Here is a 21,249-nt window from a genome sequence, read left to right on the forward strand (position 1 = left end):
AAAATAAAGATTATATTTCGAGCCGTTATGCTATCAGCTTTCTTCATTACAGACCAAGATCCAAGTCTAATACTTAATGGGGTTTACGACCCTCTTCTAGTCTCAATGTCTGTATTAATAGCTATTTTTGCTGCTTTTTTTACTACAAAGCTCATTGATTTAGCAAAAGAGACTAAATTCCCTCGTTATCAACGTTTAGCAAATATAACCGCAGCAACTGTATTTTCTTCTGGTATTTGGAGTATGCACTTTATAGGTATGTTAGCTTTTTCGCTATGTACTAATATAAGCTACGATCCAACAATCACACTACTCTCTTTTCTTCCTGCTTTATTAGCATGTCAGTATGCGGTATCAATACTTGTAAATAGTGATGGAAACTTTAGAGTGCTCAGCATTTGCTCCATCTTACTAGGGGCTGGTATTGGTACAATGCATTATAGCGGTATGGCTGCAATGGAGCTTTCCCCAATGTTGCGCTATGACCCACTGACCTTTGGCCTTTCAATTTTAGTTGCCGTCGCTCTTTCGTTTATAGCGTTATATAGCCGCTTTAATCTTGAAAAATTTTTTCCAAAACTATCATACCTACAAAATAGAGCCATCAGCGCTATAATATTAGGCTTTGCTGTTGCTGCTATGCATTATATGGGCATGGCATCTACACGCTTTGTTGCAACATCTCCTCTTTTATATGACGACGCAAATGCTTCTGCTGGGCTCACTTTTGTAGCCATCGCGGTTGCAACTGCAACGATTGCTATTACAAGCGTAGTAGCGGTACTTAATGGCATGGTCAGATATAAAATGTTACTTGAAGAAAAGTCAGCCGACGAGTCTCGCTTAAACGCAATTTTAGGCACAGCCATTGATGGAATCGTAACGATTGATCACACCGGCATTATTTTAAGTTTTAACGAATCAGCCAGTAAAATTTTTGGCTGGCACGAAAATGAAGTACAAAATCATAATATTAAAATGCTAATGGATGATGCTATCGCGATGCATCACGATAGCTACCTTTCTAAAGCTAAAAATATTGATTTAGGTAAAGTAATCGGTGTTAACCGTGAAATTTTTGCAAAGCATAAAAATGGCCACTTATTCCCGATTCGTTTGGGGATTGGAGAAGTTAATCAGCCAGGGCAAAATCCTCTATACGTAGGCTTCATAACAGACTTATCAGAGCAACGAGCTTTACAAAAAAGCCTTGAAGAAAAAGAGCAAAAGTATCGCTCTTTAATGGATAACATGCCAGGTGTGGCTTTTAGGTGTAAATTTGATGATAACTGGACCATGCTTTTTATCAGCCCGAGCATCAACGAGTTAACGGGTTATAACCCTAATGAATTTACTGAACATTGCATTGAATTTAACGATCTAGTTTTAAAATCAGACCAGCAACCTATTGTAGATGCCGTCACAAAAGCCGTAGAAGAGAAACGTCAGTATTCAATCGAATACAGAATTCGCCACAGAAGCGGTAAAATCTTATGGCTTTTAGATAAAGGCAGCATCGACTTTGATACCCAAGGCCAAGCAAAGTGGATTGATGGTGTTTTAGTTGATATTACAGAACGCAAAGAATATGAAGAAAAACTAGAGCAAGCTAAATTCAAAGCTGAAGAAGCTGCTTATGCAAAGCAATCTTTTATGGCTAATATGAGCCATGAAATACGCACCCCAATGAATTCTATAATAGGTTTTAGCGATCTATTAATGGATACCCCACTTGATCAAGAACAACAAAAGCATTTAGTTACCGTAAATAATGCAGCGCGTTCATTACTTAGATTATTAAATGAAATTCTCGATTCCGCAAAACTAGAGCGCGGTAAGCTCACTATTGAGCCAATACACTTTAGTTTAAAGCCAGTAATAGACAGTATTATTTCTACTTTTTGGTTAGAAGCTAAAAAGAAAGATTTAGAACTTAAACTTCATATTAAAGAATCAGTAAGTGCTACTTATTACGGTGACCCAGATCGACTCAGGCAAGTACTTACTAATTTAATTGGTAATGCTATTAAGTTTACCGAAAAAGGCTCTGTTACCGTAACTGTTGCTATAACACAAAATCAGCATCTGTTTTTTGAAGTGCAAGATACCGGTATTGGTATTGCAAAAGATCGTATTCAAGCAGTGTTTCAACCTTTCGAACAAGCCGATGGTACTACTACTCGCCGTTTTGGTGGTACAGGTCTTGGTACTACCATAAGCAAACAACTTGTAGAGCTTATGGGCGGAACAATAAACTTAGTAAGTGAGCTAGGTAAAGGCACCTGCTTTTACTTTTCATTGCCGCTTACTTTAGGTGACGAAACTAAAATAGATCATTTTGATGGTCTACACACACAACTGCCTGCACTTAGGGTGTTAGTAGTTGACGATATAGAGCAAAATACAGAACTACTTTCTTTACTCCTGTCACGCGATCAACATGCAGTTACCAAGGCATCTAACGGACTTGAAGCGATTAAAGTATTTGAAGAACAAGACTTTGATGTCATTTTAATGGATATACATATGCCATTGTGTGATGGCATAGAGGCAACACAAAAAATAAGAGCAATAGAAAATCAAAGACAAATTAAATACACGCCAATTATCGCGCTCACAGCCAGTGTATTACAACAAGATAAGCTTACGGCTAAAAAAGCAGGCATGAATGGCTTTGCAAATAAACCCGTCGATATAAATCAGCTAAACCAAGAAATAGCACAAGTGCTTGGTCTTGGTATTGCAAAAGAAATGGTTATATCGCAAAGCGATCCTAAAGCGCAGCATATAGATTTTGAAAAAGGGTTAGCCCTTTGGGGTTCTAAATGTAAGCAACTTACAGAGATTACTAAATTTATTAGTGACAGTAATAAACGGTTCGAAACATTATTCAGTGATAAATTATCAAATATAAAAGATGTCGATAGCACCATTCACACACTTAAAGGTGTTGCTGGTAACTTAGGCCTAATAACATTAATGAAGTTATTAACCGATTTAGAGCAAAAACAAAGTGACGCTAAAGTTATTAGTACTTTAGACGATATAAAAAACGAGCTACTTGTCATCTCACAACTGCTGTCATCTAATACTTGCGATAAGCCAAGTAGTAAGCCTGAAGATAATAGTTCTGACACGCTATCAATTGATGAAATTAAGTCACTGTGTAAGACGCTTTATCAAGATGCACAAAACGCAGAGCTAAATGATGAGCTATTAGCAAAGCTGCAACGCGGCGCACCTGCTAACTGTCAAGATGATGTTGATGCTATAGCCGAGGCCTTTGATGAATTTGATTTTGATAAAGCACACGTAATACTAGAAACCTTACTTGAAAAACTAACAAACAATGAGTATTAATTAATGGATTTTACAACAGATAGGCCACGAGTATTAATTGTTGACGATGAGCCTGCAAATCTAAAAGTAATGCGCGAAGTGTTAGGTAATCAATATCGTATGTCGTTTGCTAAATCGGGTGATGCCGCATTGGCACTACTTGAAAAAGAACTACCAAAGCTAATTTTGCTCGACATAATGATGCCAGATATGAATGGGTTTGAAGTCTGCCAGCGGGTAAAAAACAATCCTAAAACGTCTCATATCCCCATTATTTTTGTGACAGCTTTGGGGGACGAAAATGATGAATTTAAAGGTTTTGAACTTGGTGCCGTAGATTATATTACTAAGCCAATAAGCCCTGCTATTGTAAGAGCTAGAGTTAAAACTCACTTATCGCTAGTGCAAGCTGAGCAATTAAAACAAGCACATGTAGATTTAGTACAACGTCTAGGCCGTGCTGCTGAATATAAAGATACTGACACTGGCGAACATATAGTGCGTATGAGCCAATACAGCAAAGTATTAGCATTAGCGCTAGGTATGGATGAGCAAAGTGCAGAGCTTTTACGCCAAGCCGCCCCAATGCACGATGTTGGGAAAATAGGTATCCCTGATGCTATATTACTCAAGCCAGGAAAGTTAACTTCTGAAGAGTTTGAACATATGAAGAAACACGCCATAATTGGTGCACAAATATTAGCAAATTCTTCATCGCCATTATTACAACTCGCTCATAAACTTGCTATTGAACACCACGAAAAATGGGATGGTTCAGGCTATCCTAACGGGATCAAAGGCGAAGAAATATCAATTGAAGGTAGAATTGTTGCCGTTGCTGACGTTTTTGATGCTCTGACTTCAAAACGCCCTTATAAAGAGGCATGGAGTGTAGAGAAAACAGTTTTGCATATGCAAGAGCAAGCAGGAGCTCATTTTGATCCCGCTCTAATCGAACTATTTGTGAAAAAATTAGACGATATTCTTGCTATAAAAAATTCAAATCAAGAAAGCTAATTCTTTTTAGCGCTGTGAGAGCCAAGCTCAACATTTGGATAGTAAGACTTTATATAACGATAGTCATGTGACGTAATTTCATGGCTATTACCGCTTTCATCTTTAAAGTACATAGAAAACGTTACACCATGATCTGCTAAAACTACTTTTATATTTAAACCCTCAAGATGATTACGCCATTGAATAAATTGATCCCCTGAGGCCAAAAATGCAATCCCTTTACTACGCCCCTCACCTTCAAAAAGTGCTAAACGAGTTGTTGAACTAGTATCTTCAAGTGTTAAAGGGCCGCGTCCGTCCTCATCCCAAAAGGCAAGCTCGGGTACTACACTAAAACCTAAAACACGCTCATACCACTTAACGGCATCAACCAAGTTATCAACATTTAAATGGCAATGATCAATCCCAGATAATTTAGGTATGCTTGTATTATTCACGTTACTCACCTATTTCTGACTTTAATTGCTCTAAAAAGTCATGCATATACCTTGTACGTCTATTCGCTTCTGCTTTAGCAGATGGCGTATTCATACTATCGGCAATATGTAATAACTTTATAAAAAAGTGATCAAGCGTGTATGTTTTATCATCAGCCTCGCGTTCAATACAAAAAGGGTCTTCTGGGTTATACAATAACCGAGAAATTGATCCGCCTACTTTCATGCATCGACTCACTCCAATAGCGCCCAATGCATCCATTCTGTCAGCATCTTGTACTATTTGCGCTTCAACTGTTTTAATTTTTATATTTGCGCTGAAACTATGAGCGGCAATGGCATGATGAATCTCATCAAAAAGTGACTCGTCATAATTAATAGATTTTAAAAATTCCAATGCCTTATCGGCTGCCATAGTAGAGGCTTTTGCGCGATCAGGGTGATTTTTAGCAACTGCCACGCAATCGTGCATCCACGCTGCAGGTAATACCACCGACATGTTTGCCTGCTCTGCATTACATAGCTGTATCGCAACACGTACCACGCGTTCTATGTGGGTAATATCGTGAGCTACATCGGCATGCACTAAAGAAGTTATAAATTCTCTACATTGTGAATTAAGTATTTTTAAATCGGGGCTTAAAACGGCGTCAGGCACTATTAGGTTCCAAAAGCTAATGAATCGGTAAATTATCCGTACTTTACCGTGCTTTATGCCCCCCTTGCAAAACATTCATTGTATGTTGCTCCTTGCTTGACTAAAATACAGCGCTTATTTATTACTACTGAGAAGCCTTATGTCATCTGCCGTTTACCTACAAGCTGGTCGCGATAAATCATTAAAAAGAAAACACCCTTGGTTATTTTCAAAAGCCATCAAAAAAATTAAAGGTAAACCTGGATTAGGCGACACAGTAACGATTCACGATAGCGAAGGTAAGTTTTTAGCAACTGCTGCTTACAGCCCTCACTCACAAATTCGCGCACGTGTTTGGAGCTTTGACGAAAAAGAAGTAATCGATCAAAACTTTTTTGAACGCCGTTTACGTCGCTCATTAGAAGCACGTAGCCAAGTAATAGAAGAAGGCGGATTAACAGGGTTTCGATTATGTGCTGCGGAGTCTGATTACTTACCAGGCGTTACAATCGATAAGTTTGATAATGTATTAGTGTGTCAGTTACTAAGTGCGGGTGCCGAGCGTCATAAAGGCGAGATTGTTGGCGCGTTGATGTCTATTTTCCCAGGTTCTAGCATATACGAGCGCTCAGACGTAGAAGTACGCACTAAAGAAGGCTTAGAGCCAATAAAAGGCGCTCTTTGGGGTAATGAACCAACACAGCCGGTACTTATTGAGGAAAACGGTTTTAAAATTGAAGTCGATATAATTGATGGACATAAAACGGGCTTTTATTTAGACCAACGCGATAGCCGCGCCGCACTTGAGCGTTTTTCAAAGGGTAAAACGGTACTTAACTGTTTTAGTTATACAGGTACATTTTCGTTGTACGCCCTGCGTGGTGGATGTGAGCATGTAACTAACGTAGATGTATCTCAACCCGCTTTAGATACAGCAAAACGTAATGTTGAACATAATAACTTAGATTTAAATAAAGTAAGTTTTGTTAAGCAGGACGTATTTAAGTTACTACGCCAATACCGCGACGAAGGTAGACAGTTTGATACCATCGTAATGGACCCACCAAAGTTTGCTGATAATAAAGCGCAGCTAACCGGTGCGTGTCGTGGTTATAAAGATATCAATATGATTGCCATGCAAATACTAAAACCAGGTGGAACATTACTAACGTTCTCATGCTCTGGTTTAATGGAACAAAACTTATTTCAAAAAGTAGTAGCCGATGCAGCACTTGATGCAGGTAAAGACCTACTTATAATGGAGCGATTAAACCAGGCAGCTGATCACCCAATTGCTGGCAGCTACCCTGAAGGCTTTTACTTAAAAGGCTTAATCTGTAAGGTTTTTTAATATCTACTATTGAGTTTAACTGGATTCAAGTTAGTTAAACTGAATGATTTCAAGACCTGCTGTTACCGTGCCATCATCTTCTTTGCTGGCACGTATTACTTTTGCTGTTGCATTTAAAGGCGCAATACTTGGGTGAGTCGAATCAATGTTCACCGTCAGTAATGTATTAGGTTCAAGTAATTCATCTAAATGAATTGATAAACCTGTTGCGCTTAAATCCACGCACTCTGCGGCAAAACTTAAACCCGCTATTGGTTCTATCGTTGTTAAATTTGCAGGTGTATTGATCTGCATGCGTCTAAAATTTCGCTTATCATCAGTAAACATACGTTACCTCTAAAAAACCGTGTTAATTTCTTCCAACAAAGCACCCACTGAAAATGGCTTTACAACATATGCGTTACAACCAGCGTCAAACCCTGCTTGTTTTTCAGATGGAGACTCTAGGCCCGATACCATAACAACAGGAATATTTTTTGTTTCAGGTGTGTGTTTTAGCATTCGGCATGTATCATAACCATCAAGACCAGGCATACAAACATCAAGCAAAATTATATCTGGCGGACTCGCAATTGCCGATGCAAGACAGCTTTGCCCTGAATCTGCATAACTAACATCAAATTTCGACGCGAGTGCTGCTTTGAGCATTTCAAAATTAAAATACTCGTCGTCTACCACTAAAAGTCGCTTTGTTTTATGTTCAATCGATGAGGACATAACTATGTCACTTCCTTTTCAAAACAAAAATAAATCCTCCTATTAAGGTACTAAGCTTAATAGAAAATGCAAGTTTTATTCTATCTCTTTTATCGCATTAAGTACTCGCTTAGCCGAAATTGGGTAAGGAGTTCCAAGCGTTTGAGCAAATAACGACACTCTAAGCTCTTGTTGCATCCAAAAAATAGCGGTTACTTCTTGTGGAATAGGCAAGCCTTTAGGCGTTTTATTAACTACTTTTTTGTACTCTTGAGCAACTTTATCCAACTCTAGTACGCATAACCTATCACGATTTGGATCCACAGGCAGCTTCTCTAAACGTTTTTGAATCGCTTTTAAATAACGAATTAAATCCGTTATTTTATCTGCGCCATGCGCGCTCACAAAACCTTTAAATATAAGTGACTCAAGCTGTGATTTTATATCGCCATGCGCAGTTATCATGGTTAAATCAACGCGCCCTTTCATTTTTTTATGCAGTGCGTGCGCAATACTTAATACTTGCTCAACTTGCGTTGCAATCGATACAACGGCATCACCGAGCTCACCTCGTATTTGCTCTTTTACTGTTTCAAATACTTTTTCATCGCGTATATCGCCGTGTTTCACTAATAAGCTATCAACACCTGCGGCGATACAGTCATCAATTAAATCAGCTATTTTACCAAATGGGTTAAAGTACAAACCCAGCTTTGCCTTATTCGGTAAGTTTTGTTGTAAGTACTTAATTGGCGACGGCACATTTAACAATACTAAACGGCGCAAACCTTGTTGATGCGCTTGCTGCGCTTTTGCTTCACTATCAAAAAGCTCCACTGCAGCGGCTGATTTTTTATCCACCAGCGCAGGGTATGCTTTTATTTCGTATTGACCTTGTTTTTTAACATATGACGCTGGCAGCTCACCAAAGTCCCATTGTGTTAGGTCTGATTTTTCAATGCCTTTATCGGCTACTTTAGACAGTGTTTCGGTTACTTCACCTTGCAGCTCTGCTTTAAGTTTGGCTAAATCAAGTCCACGAGCAAGTAACTTATCGTGTTCATCACGTACTTCAAACTGCAATCGTAAATGCGGTGCAAGCGCGGTTAAATCCCACGCTTCTGCATCAACTCTCACACCTGTCATTCTTAATAAGCGCATAGCTAAAGCATCAATTAAGCTACCTTGCATTGGCTCAATAGCTGCAAGTACTGCATCTGCGTAATTTGGTGCTGGCACAAAATTACGGCGAAGCGATTTAGGTAATGACTTTATAAGCCCACTTATTAGCTCATGTCTAAATGCAGGTATATGCCAGTCAAAACCACTCTCTTGTACTTGATTTAAAAGTGCTACCGGTATTTGTACCGCAACGCCATCAACTGCTTGGCCTGGGTCAAAATGATAAGCAAGCGGCAGTATAATATTGTCTTGCTGCCATGTGTCAGGGTAGTCAAACTCAGTGATATTACTTGCACCATGCTGCATTAGCTCTTCACGAGTCATGTGTAGGTAATGCTTATTTTGTTGTTTTTGTGTTTTATACCATTTTAAAAATGCAGCGCGGTTATTAATTTCTTTGGGTATTTTTTTATCGTAAAACTCAAATAACGTTTGCTCATCAACTAAAATATCACGACGACGCGACTTATTTTCCAGAACTTGAATATCTTCAATAAGCTCACTGTTAAATGCTAAAAAGCCCTCGTTTAAGCCCAGCTCTTGCTCAACTAATGCAGTGCGCACAAAAAGCTCTCGGCTCACTTTAGGGTCTATGTTGCTATAAACACAGCGGCGTTTATTTACGACAAGTAAGCCGTACAAAGTTTGCTGCTCAAACGCGATTACCGCACCTGGTTTTTTCTCCCAGTGTGGCTCTGTATAGCTACGTTTTACTAAATGCTGCGCTAATGGTTCTACCCAGTTAATGTCTATTTTTGCATTTGTGCGGGCATATAATTTACTGGTTTCTACCAGCTCCGCTGACATGATCCATTTAGGGCTCTTTTTAAATAAACCTGAACCCGGAAAAATATGAAACTGACTATTACGTGCACCTTTGTATATTTGCTTCTCATCTTTAAAGCCAATATGGCTCAGCATTCCGCTTAATAACGCTTTATGAACAAGTTCGCCATCAGCCGCTTGGCTGGTTGCTTTCATGCCCATTTCGTTACACACAGTACTTATTTGATAAACAATATCTTGCCACTCACGCAGGCGCATATAGGCTAGGAAATCTTTTTGACACAGCTTTCTAAACTGGCCGTTAGTCAGCTCGCTTTGCTGCTCTTCTAAGTAATTCCATAAGTTCAAAAAAGCGATAAAGTCTGAATCTGGGTCGTCAAAGCGACCGTGTTTTTCATTGGCTGCAGCACGTTTTTCTTGCGGGCGCTCGCGTGGATCTTGAATCGACAACGCCGCCACAATAACAATCACTTCACGCAATGCGCCAAGTTTGTGAGCTGTGAGCACCATTTTAGCTAAACGAGGGTCTACCGGTAATCGGCTGAGTTCTCTACCTGAAGCGGTTAAACTCGTTTTACTATCACGTTTGTCTGGTTTTACTGCTTGTAGTTCTTCTAATAACGATAAACCATCACTTATATTACGACTATCTGGCGCTTGCACAAACGGAAATTGCGCCATATCACCAAGCCCGAGTGCCAACATTTGCAAAATAACTGAGGCAAGATTAGTACGCAGTATTTCAGGGTCGGTAAACTCTGGGCGCGATAAAAAATCATCCTCAGAGTACAAGCGAATACAAATACCCGCTTCAACACGTCCACAACGACCCATACGCTGATTAGCACTTGCTTGCGATATAGGTTCTATTGGCAGGCGCTGAACTTTTGTACGATAACTGTAGCGGCTTATACGCGCAGTACCTGGGTCTATGACATAACGAATACCCGGCACAGTTAGTGACGTTTCGGCTACGTTGGTCGATAAAATAATATGACGACGAGAATGTGGCGCAAATATACGGTTTTGCTCTGCGTTAGATAAGCGCGAGTAAAGTGGCAATACATCTGTGTGTTTTAAATTACGCTTGCTAAGTGCATCAGCGGTATCGCGTATTTCACGCTCACCGTTTAAAAATATCAGTATGTCACCAGGACCTTCCGCGCACAGTTCGTCAACAGCATCAAAAATACCTTGTAGCTGATCGCCCTCGGCTTCCATATCTTCTTTATTAATATCGGCCGTTGGGTTGTAACGCACATCAACAGGGAAAGTACGACCCGATACTTCTATAATGGGCGCATCATCAAAATGCTTTGAAAAGCGCTCAGGATCGATGGTTGCAGACGTAATTATTATTTTTAAATCGGGACGTTTTGGAAGTAGGTTTTTTAAGTAACCCAAAATAAAGTCGATGTTTAAACTACGCTCGTGCGCTTCATCTATAATTATGGTGTCGTATTGGTTTAAAAATCGATCTTGCTGAATTTCTGCCAGTAAAATACCGTCAGTCATGAGTTTAACGTACGTATTATTAGAAACCTGATCGCTAAAACGAATTTTAAAACCGACTTGCTGACCAAGTTCGCACTTCATTTCTTCAGCAATACGGTTAGCCACCGTTCGCGCTGCTAATCGGCGTGGTTGAGTATGGCCTATTAAGCCATCAACACCACGGCCAAGCTCTAAACACATTTTAGGTATTTGAGTTGTTTTACCTGAGCCCGTCTCACCTGCAATAATAACCACTTGGTTATTTGCAATGGCGTCTTTAATTGTTTCCTTTTTTTGACTTACTGGCAATTGCTCAGGGTAAGTCACTTTAGGAAGGCCCGCTAAGCGTTTATCACGTAATTCTTGGCTACGGGTTATATCAGCCGCTATTTTTTCAAGCGCGTTGGCATGCTTGTTTTCATCTGTTATTTTTTTTACGCCATGTAAGCGTTTTTTGAAAATGAATTGATCTTTTTTCAAGCACGTTTTTAGCTCGCCAAACAACTGACCTAGGTTTACCACCCGCATACCTTATAAAATTAGTTAAAGAGCCATAATTGTATCAAATTAAACGGCCGGGGTTAATCCTACAAAATGCATAACACGGGGTTGTTTGTTATATAAACGCTGCGATTCACCTAAACTGCGAATAATAAATCTATCTCAAGCAGTTATTTTCAGCGCTAACTGCACTGAAAATAACTGGCTAGCAATAAATGAATTAAAATATCATTGTGGTTCAATATGTTAGTAAATCTCTTAACCAGAGTTGAGGTTAATTAAATTACTTTGGCTTATTCGTCGTTAAAAATGCCCACGTAGGTCGCTTGCGTATTCGATTTACTTGCCCGATACATGCCAGAGGTATTAAACGGCAAGCTAATATTCCCCTTAGTATCAATAATAATAACGCCACCAGTGCCACCAATTGGCTTAAGCACACCGTTTATAACTTCATCTCCAGCTTCAGCTATGGTTTTACCTTGATACTTAACACGCGCACATATATCGCTCGCTACGTTATAGCGAATAAAATATTCACCGTGCCCTGTTGCCGATACTGCGCACGATTCGTTTTCAGCAAATGTCCCAGCACCAATTACCGGCGCGTCACCTACACGGCCATAACGTTTTGCCGTCATACCACCTGTGGATGTACCTGCCGCTAAATTACCGTTTTTATCAAGCGCCACTGCGCCAACCGTGCCCATTTTGTAAGAGTTAGGCAATGCTTTGTGCGCGGCTTGGTACTCTTTACTGGTTGCTTTGGCTTTATCTAATTTTTGTTTTGCTTTTAAAAGCGCTTTGTAACGAGGCTCGGTATCAAATAAGTTATTTTCGACAAGTTCAACACCTTGCTCTTTAGCAAACTCCTCAGCGCCTTGCCCACTAAGCATTACGTGTACAGAGTTGTTCATGACCAAACGCGCTAATTTAATCGGGCTCTCAATATGCTTTACACCCGCAACGGCACCTGCTTCACGGTTTCGACCATCCATTATGGATGCATCAAGCTCATGCCCGCCATCGTAAGTGTATACCGCTCCACGCCCTGCATTAAAATAAGGCGATTGCTCTAATACTGTAATTGCCGCAGTTACCGCATCTAAACTTTCACCGCCTTGGTGCAATACTTTATAACCTGTCTCTACGGCCTCTGTTAATTTAGCGCGGTACTGCTTTTCTTGAGCGGGTGTAAATCGTGCTTTTTCTATTGTCCCTGCCCCACCATGAATCGCAATGGCAAAAGGAGTCTCTGCAGCGAATACGCTATTACTTAAAGCAAAAAGGCTGCTCGCAAAAATTGCTAATAAGGGTGTTTTCATAATGAGTTCTTTTATGGGAAAGTTATAAACTAATGTGAATGGTTGCGGGCTTAATTTCAACTAAAGTGAGTTTAATGGCATAAAAAAAGCGCCTTAAGGCGCTTTTTAAAATTTTACGTGTTTGTAATACCAATTTTATTAAAAACATGGTCATTCTAGCGTATTAAATAGCTCACTAACTACGTTGAAAATTATTTATATAGAACAACTATGTATCATAATTTTAGCCTTGTTATTGAGCCATTTTCTTATCGCTATAATAGATCACTAATTTAATGCAATTGGTATAATTAAGCTTGTTTAGCTTTTAAACGCGCTAAACGTGCTACTTGATGAGTAGACGTTAAGAAAGAATAAATTGGTGCTAAGTAACCACGTTTACGAAGCTCTAAGAAATCAGCATCGCTTAACTCGTTTAGCTTTTTCTCATCGATAAGGTAAATACCGTTGATGTCTTTTTTCTCGCCTTTAATGTCTACTGTAAGCGTTTGCGCAATTAGTAGCTCTTTATCAGCAAGGAATTTAGTGAACGCTTCAGTTACTTGAGAAAACTCAATGAAAGATACAAGCGCTTCTTTACGACGTTTTAGGTAATCTGTTTCTTCGCCGTTTTCAAATAATGCATTACCTTCGTCTTCACCAACAAGCGCACTTGCTTCGTCAATTACGATACCGTATTGATCTTGATCTGGGTGTTTAACTAAGCCCAGTGGGTAACGAGTAGATGCCATAGGTGCAAATGCTGCAGTCCATTTACCATCTTCTACAAAAAGGTTTTCGCCTGGCTCTAAGCCAAACATAGCAACAGCTTGAAAAGTGCCGCTTTCGTTGTTTTTAACGAATGACATTGGAAACTCGTTTGCTACGCGTGCAAACTCATGTGCAACTACTGGCACTAAATGTTGAGTTTTCATGAATTCTACATTGATGCCGTTTTGAATTTTAGTGTTGGCATGTTTTTCGTTGTGTAAAGGCTGTACTTGTTGCTCCGCCATGTTACTGCTCCGTTTATTTTAATTTATATGTTTCATTGTTAATACCTTTAGGCTAATGCTTTTGAGCTAAAAAAGGAAGGGAAACTTTTATGACAACGACCATGAAAAAATAAAATTTAACTAAATCTGAACGTTGCTAAAAAACATACAGCTCAAACTCATAAATTTTGTTCAAAAACAACACACTTCATGGTTGATTTTAATACAAACCAAAGTTATTCATTAACATTGGTTAACAGTTCAGGACTGTTTTTTTGCAGTGTTTAGGCTTAAATTTGAGCAAATAAAAAAGGCCGCTTATATAAGCGGCCCTTAAAAGTTAAATTAGCATCTAAATTAAGGCGCCCAATATACTTCAATATTTATACTTGGGTGATTAAGCACAGCGCGAAGTGGCATGTCATTAACATCGCCGCCCGCTTTTGCTTGCTTATAAACAGCGAGTTTTTCTTCACCGCTAATTAAAAGCTTAACCACTTTAGACTGCGCAATGGCATTTAACGTAAGTGTCATGCGCTCAGTAATACTACCCGTCACATCACTTTGTATCGCATTAATTGCACATACTGTTTGCTCAGTTGTTAAACCGTGCTCTAAACCTTCTGCATTTGGGAATAACGACGCTGTATGACCATCTGGGCCCATGCCTAGAATAGTTACATCGTATGGCGCTTTTAAAGCACTGTAAGCGGCTTCACACACTTCACTGCCTTGCTGCGCGGTTGGAGCATCGTTTTTCATGGTTATAAAGTTTGCAGCACTGCCAAAATTTTGTAATAACGTGCTTTTAATAAATGCTTCGTTACTTTTTTCATGGCTTGGGTCTACCCAGCGTTCATCAACCATAGCAACATCAACATGTTGCCAATCTAAATCAAGCGTTGATAAATGCTTATAAGCTGGCGCAGGAGACGAGCCACCCGACACCATTAATACAGCACGGCCATCGTTTTTAATACCATCACGTAGTGATTGCTCAAGCGTTGCAGAAAGCTCAGCTGTTAACGCGTCTTTATCGTCAAAAAATTTTTCAACTAGTGTTGCCATGCTTATACCTTATCGCCTGTGTTAAACCACACGTGGCTTTTTTCTGCCAATAGTTCATCAGCATCCTCAGGACCCCAGCTACCAGCACGGTAAAGCGCAGGCTTGCCTTTGTCTTGCCAACGGTCAATGATTGGATCAATCCATTTCCACGCTTGACGAACTTCATCACGGTGAATAAATAATGATGGGTTATTTGCAGCGGCATCAAGCATTAAACGCTTGTACGCATCTGAGTGAAAACCATTGCTGTAAGCTTGTGAAAGCTCAATATTCATTGTTACTGGTTCAAGTTGCATTTGAAGGTTATCAAGACGCTTAGACATAAGCGTTAGTTGAATTGTTTCCTCTGGTTGCAAACGAATAACAAGACGATTTGGCTCGATATTACCCACGTTATCTTCGTAGATATTGTGAGATACTTTTTTGTATTCAACCACAATTTCTGCACAGCGCTTAGCCATACGTTTACCCGTACGAAGGTAAAATGGAACACCCGCCCAGCGCCAGTTATCAATATGCGCGCGAATAGCTACAAACGTTTCTGTTTTACTAGAACCTTCATTTAGCTCTTCTAAGTAACCCGGTACAATTTTACCGTTTAAGTCACCTGGTACGTATTGACCACGAACAATATTTTCATCAACATCACCACCTACTAGTGGGCGAAGTGCTTCTAATACTTTTAGTTTTTCGTTACGAATACTGTTAGCGTTAAGCTTATTAGGCGACTCCATTGCAACTAAACAAAGTAGTTGTAATAAATGGTTTTGAACCATGTCACGAAGTGCACCGGCTTTATCGTAAAAACCAGCACGGCTTTCAAGACCAACAGTTTCTGATAAGCTAATTTGGATGTTATCAATAGATTTAGCATCCCACATATTTTCAAACAATGAGTTTGAAAAACGTAGCGCCATTAAGTTTTGTACTGTTTCTTTACCTAAGTAATGGTCAATACGGAAAATTTGCTCTTCATTAAAAAATTCTGCAATTTTTCCATTAATTGCTTCAGCAGAATCACCGCAATAACCAATTGGCTTTTCAACAACAACGCGTGATGTAGGTGTAATTAAACCTTTAGTCGATAATATTTCACAACATGTGCCGTAAACAGCAGGCGGAAGCGATAAGTAAAACACGCGAGACTTAGTGCTTTCGTGCTCATCTAAAATGCCTTTTAGCACATCCCAGTTGTCGTCTGCTTCTGTAACATTACTTACCACTGGCACTAAAAAAGTAGAAAATGCTTTCCAATCTTTAGCGTTAAACTCACCTTTGCTTAAAAATTCTTGTAATGCTTTATGCGCTGTTTCTATGTATTCAGCACGTTTCGATTCTTCGCGTACTGTTGGTAGGATACGTGAGCCTTCAGGTAAGTTACCTTCTTGATATGCTCTGTACATTGCAGGTAGCAATTTGCGTAACGCAAGATCACCACCGCCCCCAAAAATTATAATATCAAAAGGATTAAGCATAGTTACTCTCTACGTTGTGATACCCAGTACATTTTATAAATGTGCGGGTATGCCTATTTATTGCTAGATTAGATGGCTTTTATAGCTGTATTTAAATAAAAGCCTGCTGAATTGTTCTGTATCGATGATTTATTATTATTTTTATCATTGCGCTTATTAAATGAGCCTTAGGGGCCCTGTATCTCCTCTCACAAAAATACAGACCCTAAGCACTCCAGCGCTACCCGTTCAAAGGTACTCGGTTTACTTACTTGCGTAAGCGAATTTTTTACTGCGTACGGTTTTGTTTGTAGTACGCCATTAAGCCGTTTGTAGAACTATCATGAGCGTGTTTAACGCTTTCATCAGTAAGTTCACTCTCAATTTTAGATGCTAAACCTTTACCCAGTTCTACACCCCATTGGTCAAACGAACATATTTCTAAAATAATGCCTTGGCAAAATATCTTATGCTCATACAGTGCAATTAAACGGCCCACTGTTTTAGCATCTACTGTATCTAATAGCATAGACGTTGTAGGACGATTGCCTTGATGAATTTTATGATTTAATAACTCATCAATCTCTGCTTGCGATTTACCCTTAGCGGTTAAATCAGCGGTAACCTGCTCTGCATCCATACCACTCATCATTGCTTCTGTTTGTGCAAAGAAGTTTGATAATAAAATATCGTGATGCTTATCAACATTCACTTGTGGTTTAACTGATGCAATAAAATCTGCAGGTACAATTACATTACCTTGGTGTAAACACTGATAAAACGCGTGTTGACCATTAATACCCGTCATGCCCCAAATAATTGGAACTGTAGTATAAGGTACCGTTTCGCCTGCAAAGTTAACGTGTTTACCGTTACTTTCCATTTCGCCTTGCTGTAAATACGCAGGCAACATATGCAGTGCTTGGTCGTACGGTAATATAGCTTGCGCTGTGTAGCCTAAAAAGCTCGTATTCCATACACTAAGCAATGCCATAATTAATGGTATATTTTGCTCAAACGGCGCAGATTTAAAGTGCTCGTCTATTTCAAACGCGCCTTCTAAAATTGCTTCAAAGGCGTCGTAGCCTAAATATAAAGCAATTGGTAAGCCTATCGCACTCCAAAGTGAAAAGCGACCGCCAACCCAATCCCACATAGTGAATACGTTTTCGTCGCTGATACCAAAGGCTGCCGTTTTTTCTAAATTTGTACTTACTGCAACAAAGTGTTTTGCAATTGTACTTTCATCTTTTGTTGTTTGTAAAAACCAGTCAACCGCTGTTTTAGCGTTTGTCATAGTTTCTGACGTAGTAAATGTTTTTGACGAAATAACAAATAATGTTGTTTCAGGGTCAATGGCTTTTAATATAGACGAAATTTGTACACCGTCAGCATTAGATACGTAATGAACATTTAACGTATCATCAGCAAGTGCTTTTAATGCCTCGGTTGCCATTTGTGGGCCAAGGTTAGAACCACCTACACCAATACTTACAACATCTTTTACCGCTTTACCGGTATAGCCTAACCATTTACCGCTACGGACTTTTTCTACAAACACTTTAATTTTAGCTAATTCGTTGTCTACGGCTTGTGTCACGTTTTCGCCATCAACGATTAATGGAGTGTGAGCACGATTACGAAGTGCCGTATGTAGTACTGAGCGATCCTCGGTGATATTTATTTTTTCACCGCTAAACATTTTATCGCGCCACGATGCAATATCGCATTCTTTAGCAAGCGACATTAAGTTAGCAAAAACATCGTTATCAATAAGTTGCTTAGAATAGTCGAATAATACGCCAGGAACTTGAGTCGAAAACTGAGAAAAGCGCGTGTCATCTTGTGCAAATAACGTTTTCAGATGTGTTTGTTTCATCTTAGCTGCACTTTGTTCTAGTGCTTGCCAACTTGCTAGTTGCGTTCGGTTAGACATGGAAATATCCTCTATTTTTTTCAATCAATTGATTTAAAAATGTTTTTTATAAAAGCAAAACTCTTAACACTGCTTATTTACACTAAAATAAAGCGCCGATAGTATAACTAAAAATGCAAAAAAAGTGCTGTTTTTATAATTTTAGATGCCGATGATAACGCAATTTTTAGCTTTTGACACCGGTATCATAAAAATTTTATAAATTAATTTACCCGCAATTTTAAAGGCAACGGGATAGCTTAATCAATCAAAATGAAATATTAATGAATTTTTATCAGCACAATAATTACTTTTTATAGTTATTCACTAATTATTAGGGCCTGTTTATCTTTCGAAGTTAAATTTGCAGCAGTGTGTTTGGCATTTAGGCAAGGCAGAGCCTATGTAGTGTGGTTATTCCCCATAAATAGGCGATAACGTGGAATAAATGCCAAACATGCGCTGCCCGAAGGGTTCTGCCTAGGGGCAATTTACTCTTTGTTACTCGGTTTTTACTTAGCCCACTAGGTTACAAACCTCACGCCGCGATTAAATAGCCCCTAGATTGAACAAATTTTAATCCTGAAAGGTCAACAGGCCCTAGGGCTTGTTTACCTTGCGAGCAAATAAACCTTAAAAACAAAAAAATCGGCCCTAAAGCCGATTTTGTATAAATTACAATCTTTGTTTAATTACTAAGCGCTAACCCGCCACTTAGGTTATAAACCGTTTTGTATCCTAGTTGCATTAAATTAGTTGCAGCAATTTTTGAGCGGTTACCACTACGGCATAATAAAATGTACTTGTTATTTTTGTTTAATTGCCCTTCAAATACCGCATTTGCCATTCTGCTAAGTGGTATATTTAATGTTTTTTCATCTAGCGTATTAAATAACTGAGCAACATTATTTGCTCCATGCTCATACGGCTCCCGAGTATCTATTAAATATGTATCGCTGGTGTTTAACATTACTTTAGCGTCATCAAAATTTAATTGCTGTGTATCAACCTCAGGTAACGCATTTACATAACCACACAATTGCGTGTTATCTACTTGTTTTGAAGCGTCGTACTGCTGTTTTTGTATTGCAAATTCATCAACTGAAATGCTGCCGCTCACTAACGCATCAAGTAATGGCGTTTGGTTTTGCTGTACAGCCCAGTTCATGGCAAAACATTGTTGGTAGTCGTGCCCTGAGCAAATAATGCTGGTGCTATTAAGTTGCTCGCTCATTGCTAAAATAGAGCGTGCCATTGCTTTTGCATCCCCACCTATAAGCGATGTATTGCCAAGCCCTGCAGGCAGTATTAAATCACCACAAAAACAGTAACGCGTTTCGCCATTACTGTTTTTTAATAAATAACTTACACTGTCTTTGCTGTGCCCAGGTGTAACTACTTTTTCAAGTACGTCGTTTGCCAAGTTAATACTTGCTGTATTTAGCGGCCAACCTAGCGAATCAACCTCACCTTTTATAACTCTTGAGTCAAGAACGCTGGTTAGTAAATTAGTCGCTGACTCTCGCTCTTGATGCAGATGAGTATTAAGCACCGCCGATATAGTTAAGTTTTGTGTATTAGCTATTTTTTCAAAGCGCGGAATAAGCTCAATAATAGGGTCAATTATTACAGCGTGCTTATCATCGCTTACATAAAGCCAACTACATGCTCCTTGGTGCCTAAACTGAGTAAGGCCCAGTGCGCATACTTCTTGTTGTGGTGTGGTGCTGTCAGATACGATTAAACAGTTTGCCTGGAGTATTGCTTTAAGAGCGCGAATACGCACACAAGCATCATCAATATCGTGTTGTGTTGCAGCAGGTCCAAACGATAGCCTAATCGCGTTTTCGCTTTGCCACTTACTTGCACCCATTGCATCTAAAACAAAACTTGTTGATGCGCCTGTACTACAAGCCGAGCCTCCACTTACGCGAATGCCCGCAGCGTCAAATAAATCAATCACTTCTTTGCTCGTTAAATCGTTAACAGCAAAGTTAAGTGTGGTAGGCACGCTATAAGCAAAATCATGATTGAATGTAATATCGCCAAAGGTGTCTTTTATCGCGCTTTGTAACTGGCTTCGATAAGAATTAAGTACGCTAATTGGTTTAAATGTATCGTCTGATTTATCAAGCAACATACTAAATAGCTTATTTAACCCTGCAATACCGGGTAGATTTTCGGTGCCTGAGCGCATTCCACTTTCTTGACCCCCACCCGCTATAAAAGGTGTGTACGCACTGCCACTACGAATATATAAAAAACCAATACCTTTAGGTGCATAAAGCTTATGCCCCGAAAAAGGTGCGTAGTCTATTGTTGTATCACTCAGCGCGAGCGCTTGTTTACCCAGCGCCTGTACGCAATCCACCATCCACGATACATTTTTATTACGGCTACGAATTACCTGCTCAATAGCGGGTAAATCTTGATATACACCGGTTTCGTTATTAACGGCCATGGTGCAAATCATCAAAGCGTTATCGATATGTTTAGCTATAAAATCTAAATCTAAAATACCGTTACTATCAACCGGAATAGCAAGCACCTCAGCATTAACGTCAAGTACGCTATTCCAGTGCTTAAGTGTATTTGGTACCGCTTTATGCTCAGTAGCACCATATAACAATACGGGGTTTTTAATCGGGTGTTTTTTAGCATCAATTAACGTAGAAACCACCGCAGTTTGAATACCTTCTGTTGCGCCAGAGGTAAATAAAATATCACCATTATTTGCGCCAATAACTGTGTGTGCTTTTTGACGTGTTTGTTCTAATAAATGCTTGGCTTGAATACCTGTGATGTGCGGGCTTGAAGGATTACCAAAACATATTTGCATGGTATGAGAAACAACATCAGCAATACAAGGCAACACCGGGGTCGTTGCGTTTGCATCAAGGTAAACTTGTTTTACTGGCTCATCGTGCAATAAAAACTCAGACATTAAAAAACGCACCTTATTACTAAAAAATATATCTTATTACCAATAGTACATAAATTTACAGGTAATGAGTAATAATCAATTAGCACTAGAGGTGCGTTTACTATTCTTTTTTAGACTAAAAGTCTGTTT

14 protein-coding genes are annotated in these 21,249 nt (G+C 39.3%); 3 read left to right on the plus strand and 11 right to left on the minus strand.

Features of this window, described 5'->3' with window-relative positions:
- Positions 1–27: 27 nt before the first annotated feature.
- Together GQR38_RS07795 and GQR38_RS07800 are read left to right on the plus strand one after the other, a co-directional pair.
- Positions 28–3,360: an MHYT domain-containing protein gene (locus tag GQR38_RS07795; protein WP_033012540.1), complete on the plus strand. Its 3,333-nt coding sequence runs from the start codon at positions 28–30 to the stop codon at positions 3,358–3,360.
- 3 nt (positions 3,361–3,363) lie between these two features.
- Entirely contained in the window at positions 3,364–4,356 is a 993-nt protein-coding gene (locus tag GQR38_RS07800; RefSeq protein ID WP_007581075.1) for a two-component system response regulator, read from the plus strand.
- Here the strand turns inward: GQR38_RS07800 and GQR38_RS07805 are convergent.
- Both GQR38_RS07805 and GQR38_RS07810 read right to left on the minus strand, forming a co-directional pair.
- Complete coding sequence (locus GQR38_RS07805) at positions 4,353–4,793, minus strand: VOC family protein (protein ID WP_101163309.1); 441 nt, start codon at positions 4,791–4,793, stop codon at positions 4,353–4,355. The genes GQR38_RS07800 and GQR38_RS07805 overlap by 4 nt on opposite strands.
- A gap of 1 nt (position 4,794) precedes the next feature.
- Positions 4,795–5,451 carry an HD domain-containing protein gene (locus GQR38_RS07810; protein WP_010555081.1) on the minus strand — a complete coding sequence of 219 codons (657 nt, stop codon included), beginning with the start codon at positions 5,449–5,451 and terminating at the stop codon, positions 4,795–4,797.
- Between the two features lie 139 nt (positions 5,452–5,590).
- Between GQR38_RS07810 and GQR38_RS07815 the strand changes: the two genes are divergently transcribed.
- Positions 5,591–6,781: a class I SAM-dependent methyltransferase gene (locus tag GQR38_RS07815; RefSeq protein WP_007581068.1), complete on the plus strand. Its 1,191-nt coding sequence runs from the start codon at positions 5,591–5,593 to the stop codon at positions 6,779–6,781.
- A gap of 30 nt (positions 6,782–6,811) precedes the next feature.
- Here the strand turns inward: GQR38_RS07815 and GQR38_RS07820 are convergent, their stop codons facing one another.
- The 9 genes from GQR38_RS07820 to GQR38_RS07860 all read right to left on the minus strand — a co-directional run bounded on the left by GQR38_RS07820 (position 6,812) and on the right by GQR38_RS07860 (position 21,120).
- Positions 6,812–7,108 carry a PilZ domain-containing protein gene (locus GQR38_RS07820; protein ID WP_007581065.1) on the minus strand — a complete coding sequence of 99 codons (297 nt, stop codon included), beginning with the start codon at positions 7,106–7,108 and terminating at the stop codon, positions 6,812–6,814.
- A gap of 9 nt (positions 7,109–7,117) precedes the next feature.
- On the minus strand, positions 7,118–7,498 hold the full coding sequence (locus tag GQR38_RS07825; RefSeq protein WP_007581064.1) for a response regulator: 381 nt from the start codon (positions 7,496–7,498) through the stop codon (positions 7,118–7,120).
- A gap of 75 nt (positions 7,499–7,573) precedes the next feature.
- Positions 7,574–11,461, minus strand: coding sequence for an ATP-dependent RNA helicase HrpA (gene hrpA / locus GQR38_RS07830; protein WP_346774066.1), 3,888 nt, complete (start codon positions 11,459–11,461; stop codon positions 7,574–7,576).
- Positions 11,462–11,733: 272 nt separating this feature from the next.
- Positions 11,734–12,765 carry an isoaspartyl peptidase/L-asparaginase gene (locus tag GQR38_RS07835; protein ID WP_121954328.1) on the minus strand — a complete coding sequence of 344 codons (1,032 nt, stop codon included), beginning with the start codon at positions 12,763–12,765 and terminating at the stop codon, positions 11,734–11,736.
- A gap of 290 nt (positions 12,766–13,055) precedes the next feature.
- Positions 13,056–13,760 (minus strand): SapC family protein, encoded by a 705-nt coding sequence (locus tag GQR38_RS07840; protein WP_002961447.1) that lies wholly within the window; start codon positions 13,758–13,760, stop codon positions 13,056–13,058.
- Between the two features lie 336 nt (positions 13,761–14,096).
- Positions 14,097–14,807: a 6-phosphogluconolactonase gene (gene pgl, locus GQR38_RS07845; protein ID WP_024592369.1), complete on the minus strand. Its 711-nt coding sequence runs from the start codon at positions 14,805–14,807 to the stop codon at positions 14,097–14,099.
- Positions 14,808–14,809: 2 nt separating this feature from the next.
- Positions 14,810–16,282 (minus strand): glucose-6-phosphate dehydrogenase, encoded by a 1,473-nt coding sequence (gene zwf / locus GQR38_RS07850; RefSeq protein WP_101163306.1) that lies wholly within the window; start codon positions 16,280–16,282, stop codon positions 14,810–14,812.
- A gap of 268 nt (positions 16,283–16,550) precedes the next feature.
- Positions 16,551–18,197, minus strand: coding sequence for a glucose-6-phosphate isomerase (gene pgi, locus GQR38_RS07855; protein ID WP_165721436.1), 1,647 nt, complete (start codon positions 18,195–18,197; stop codon positions 16,551–16,553).
- 667 nt (positions 18,198–18,864) lie between these two features.
- Positions 18,865–21,120 carry an aminotransferase class V-fold PLP-dependent enzyme gene (locus GQR38_RS07860; RefSeq protein WP_165721435.1) on the minus strand — a complete coding sequence of 752 codons (2,256 nt, stop codon included), beginning with the start codon at positions 21,118–21,120 and terminating at the stop codon, positions 18,865–18,867.
- Positions 21,121–21,249 lie beyond the last annotated feature (129 nt).

The sequence above is a fragment of the Pseudoalteromonas sp. c7(2019) genome, assembly GCF_011378625.1.
GTDB classification, from domain to species: Bacteria; Pseudomonadota; Gammaproteobacteria; order Enterobacterales; family Alteromonadaceae; genus Pseudoalteromonas; species Pseudoalteromonas arctica.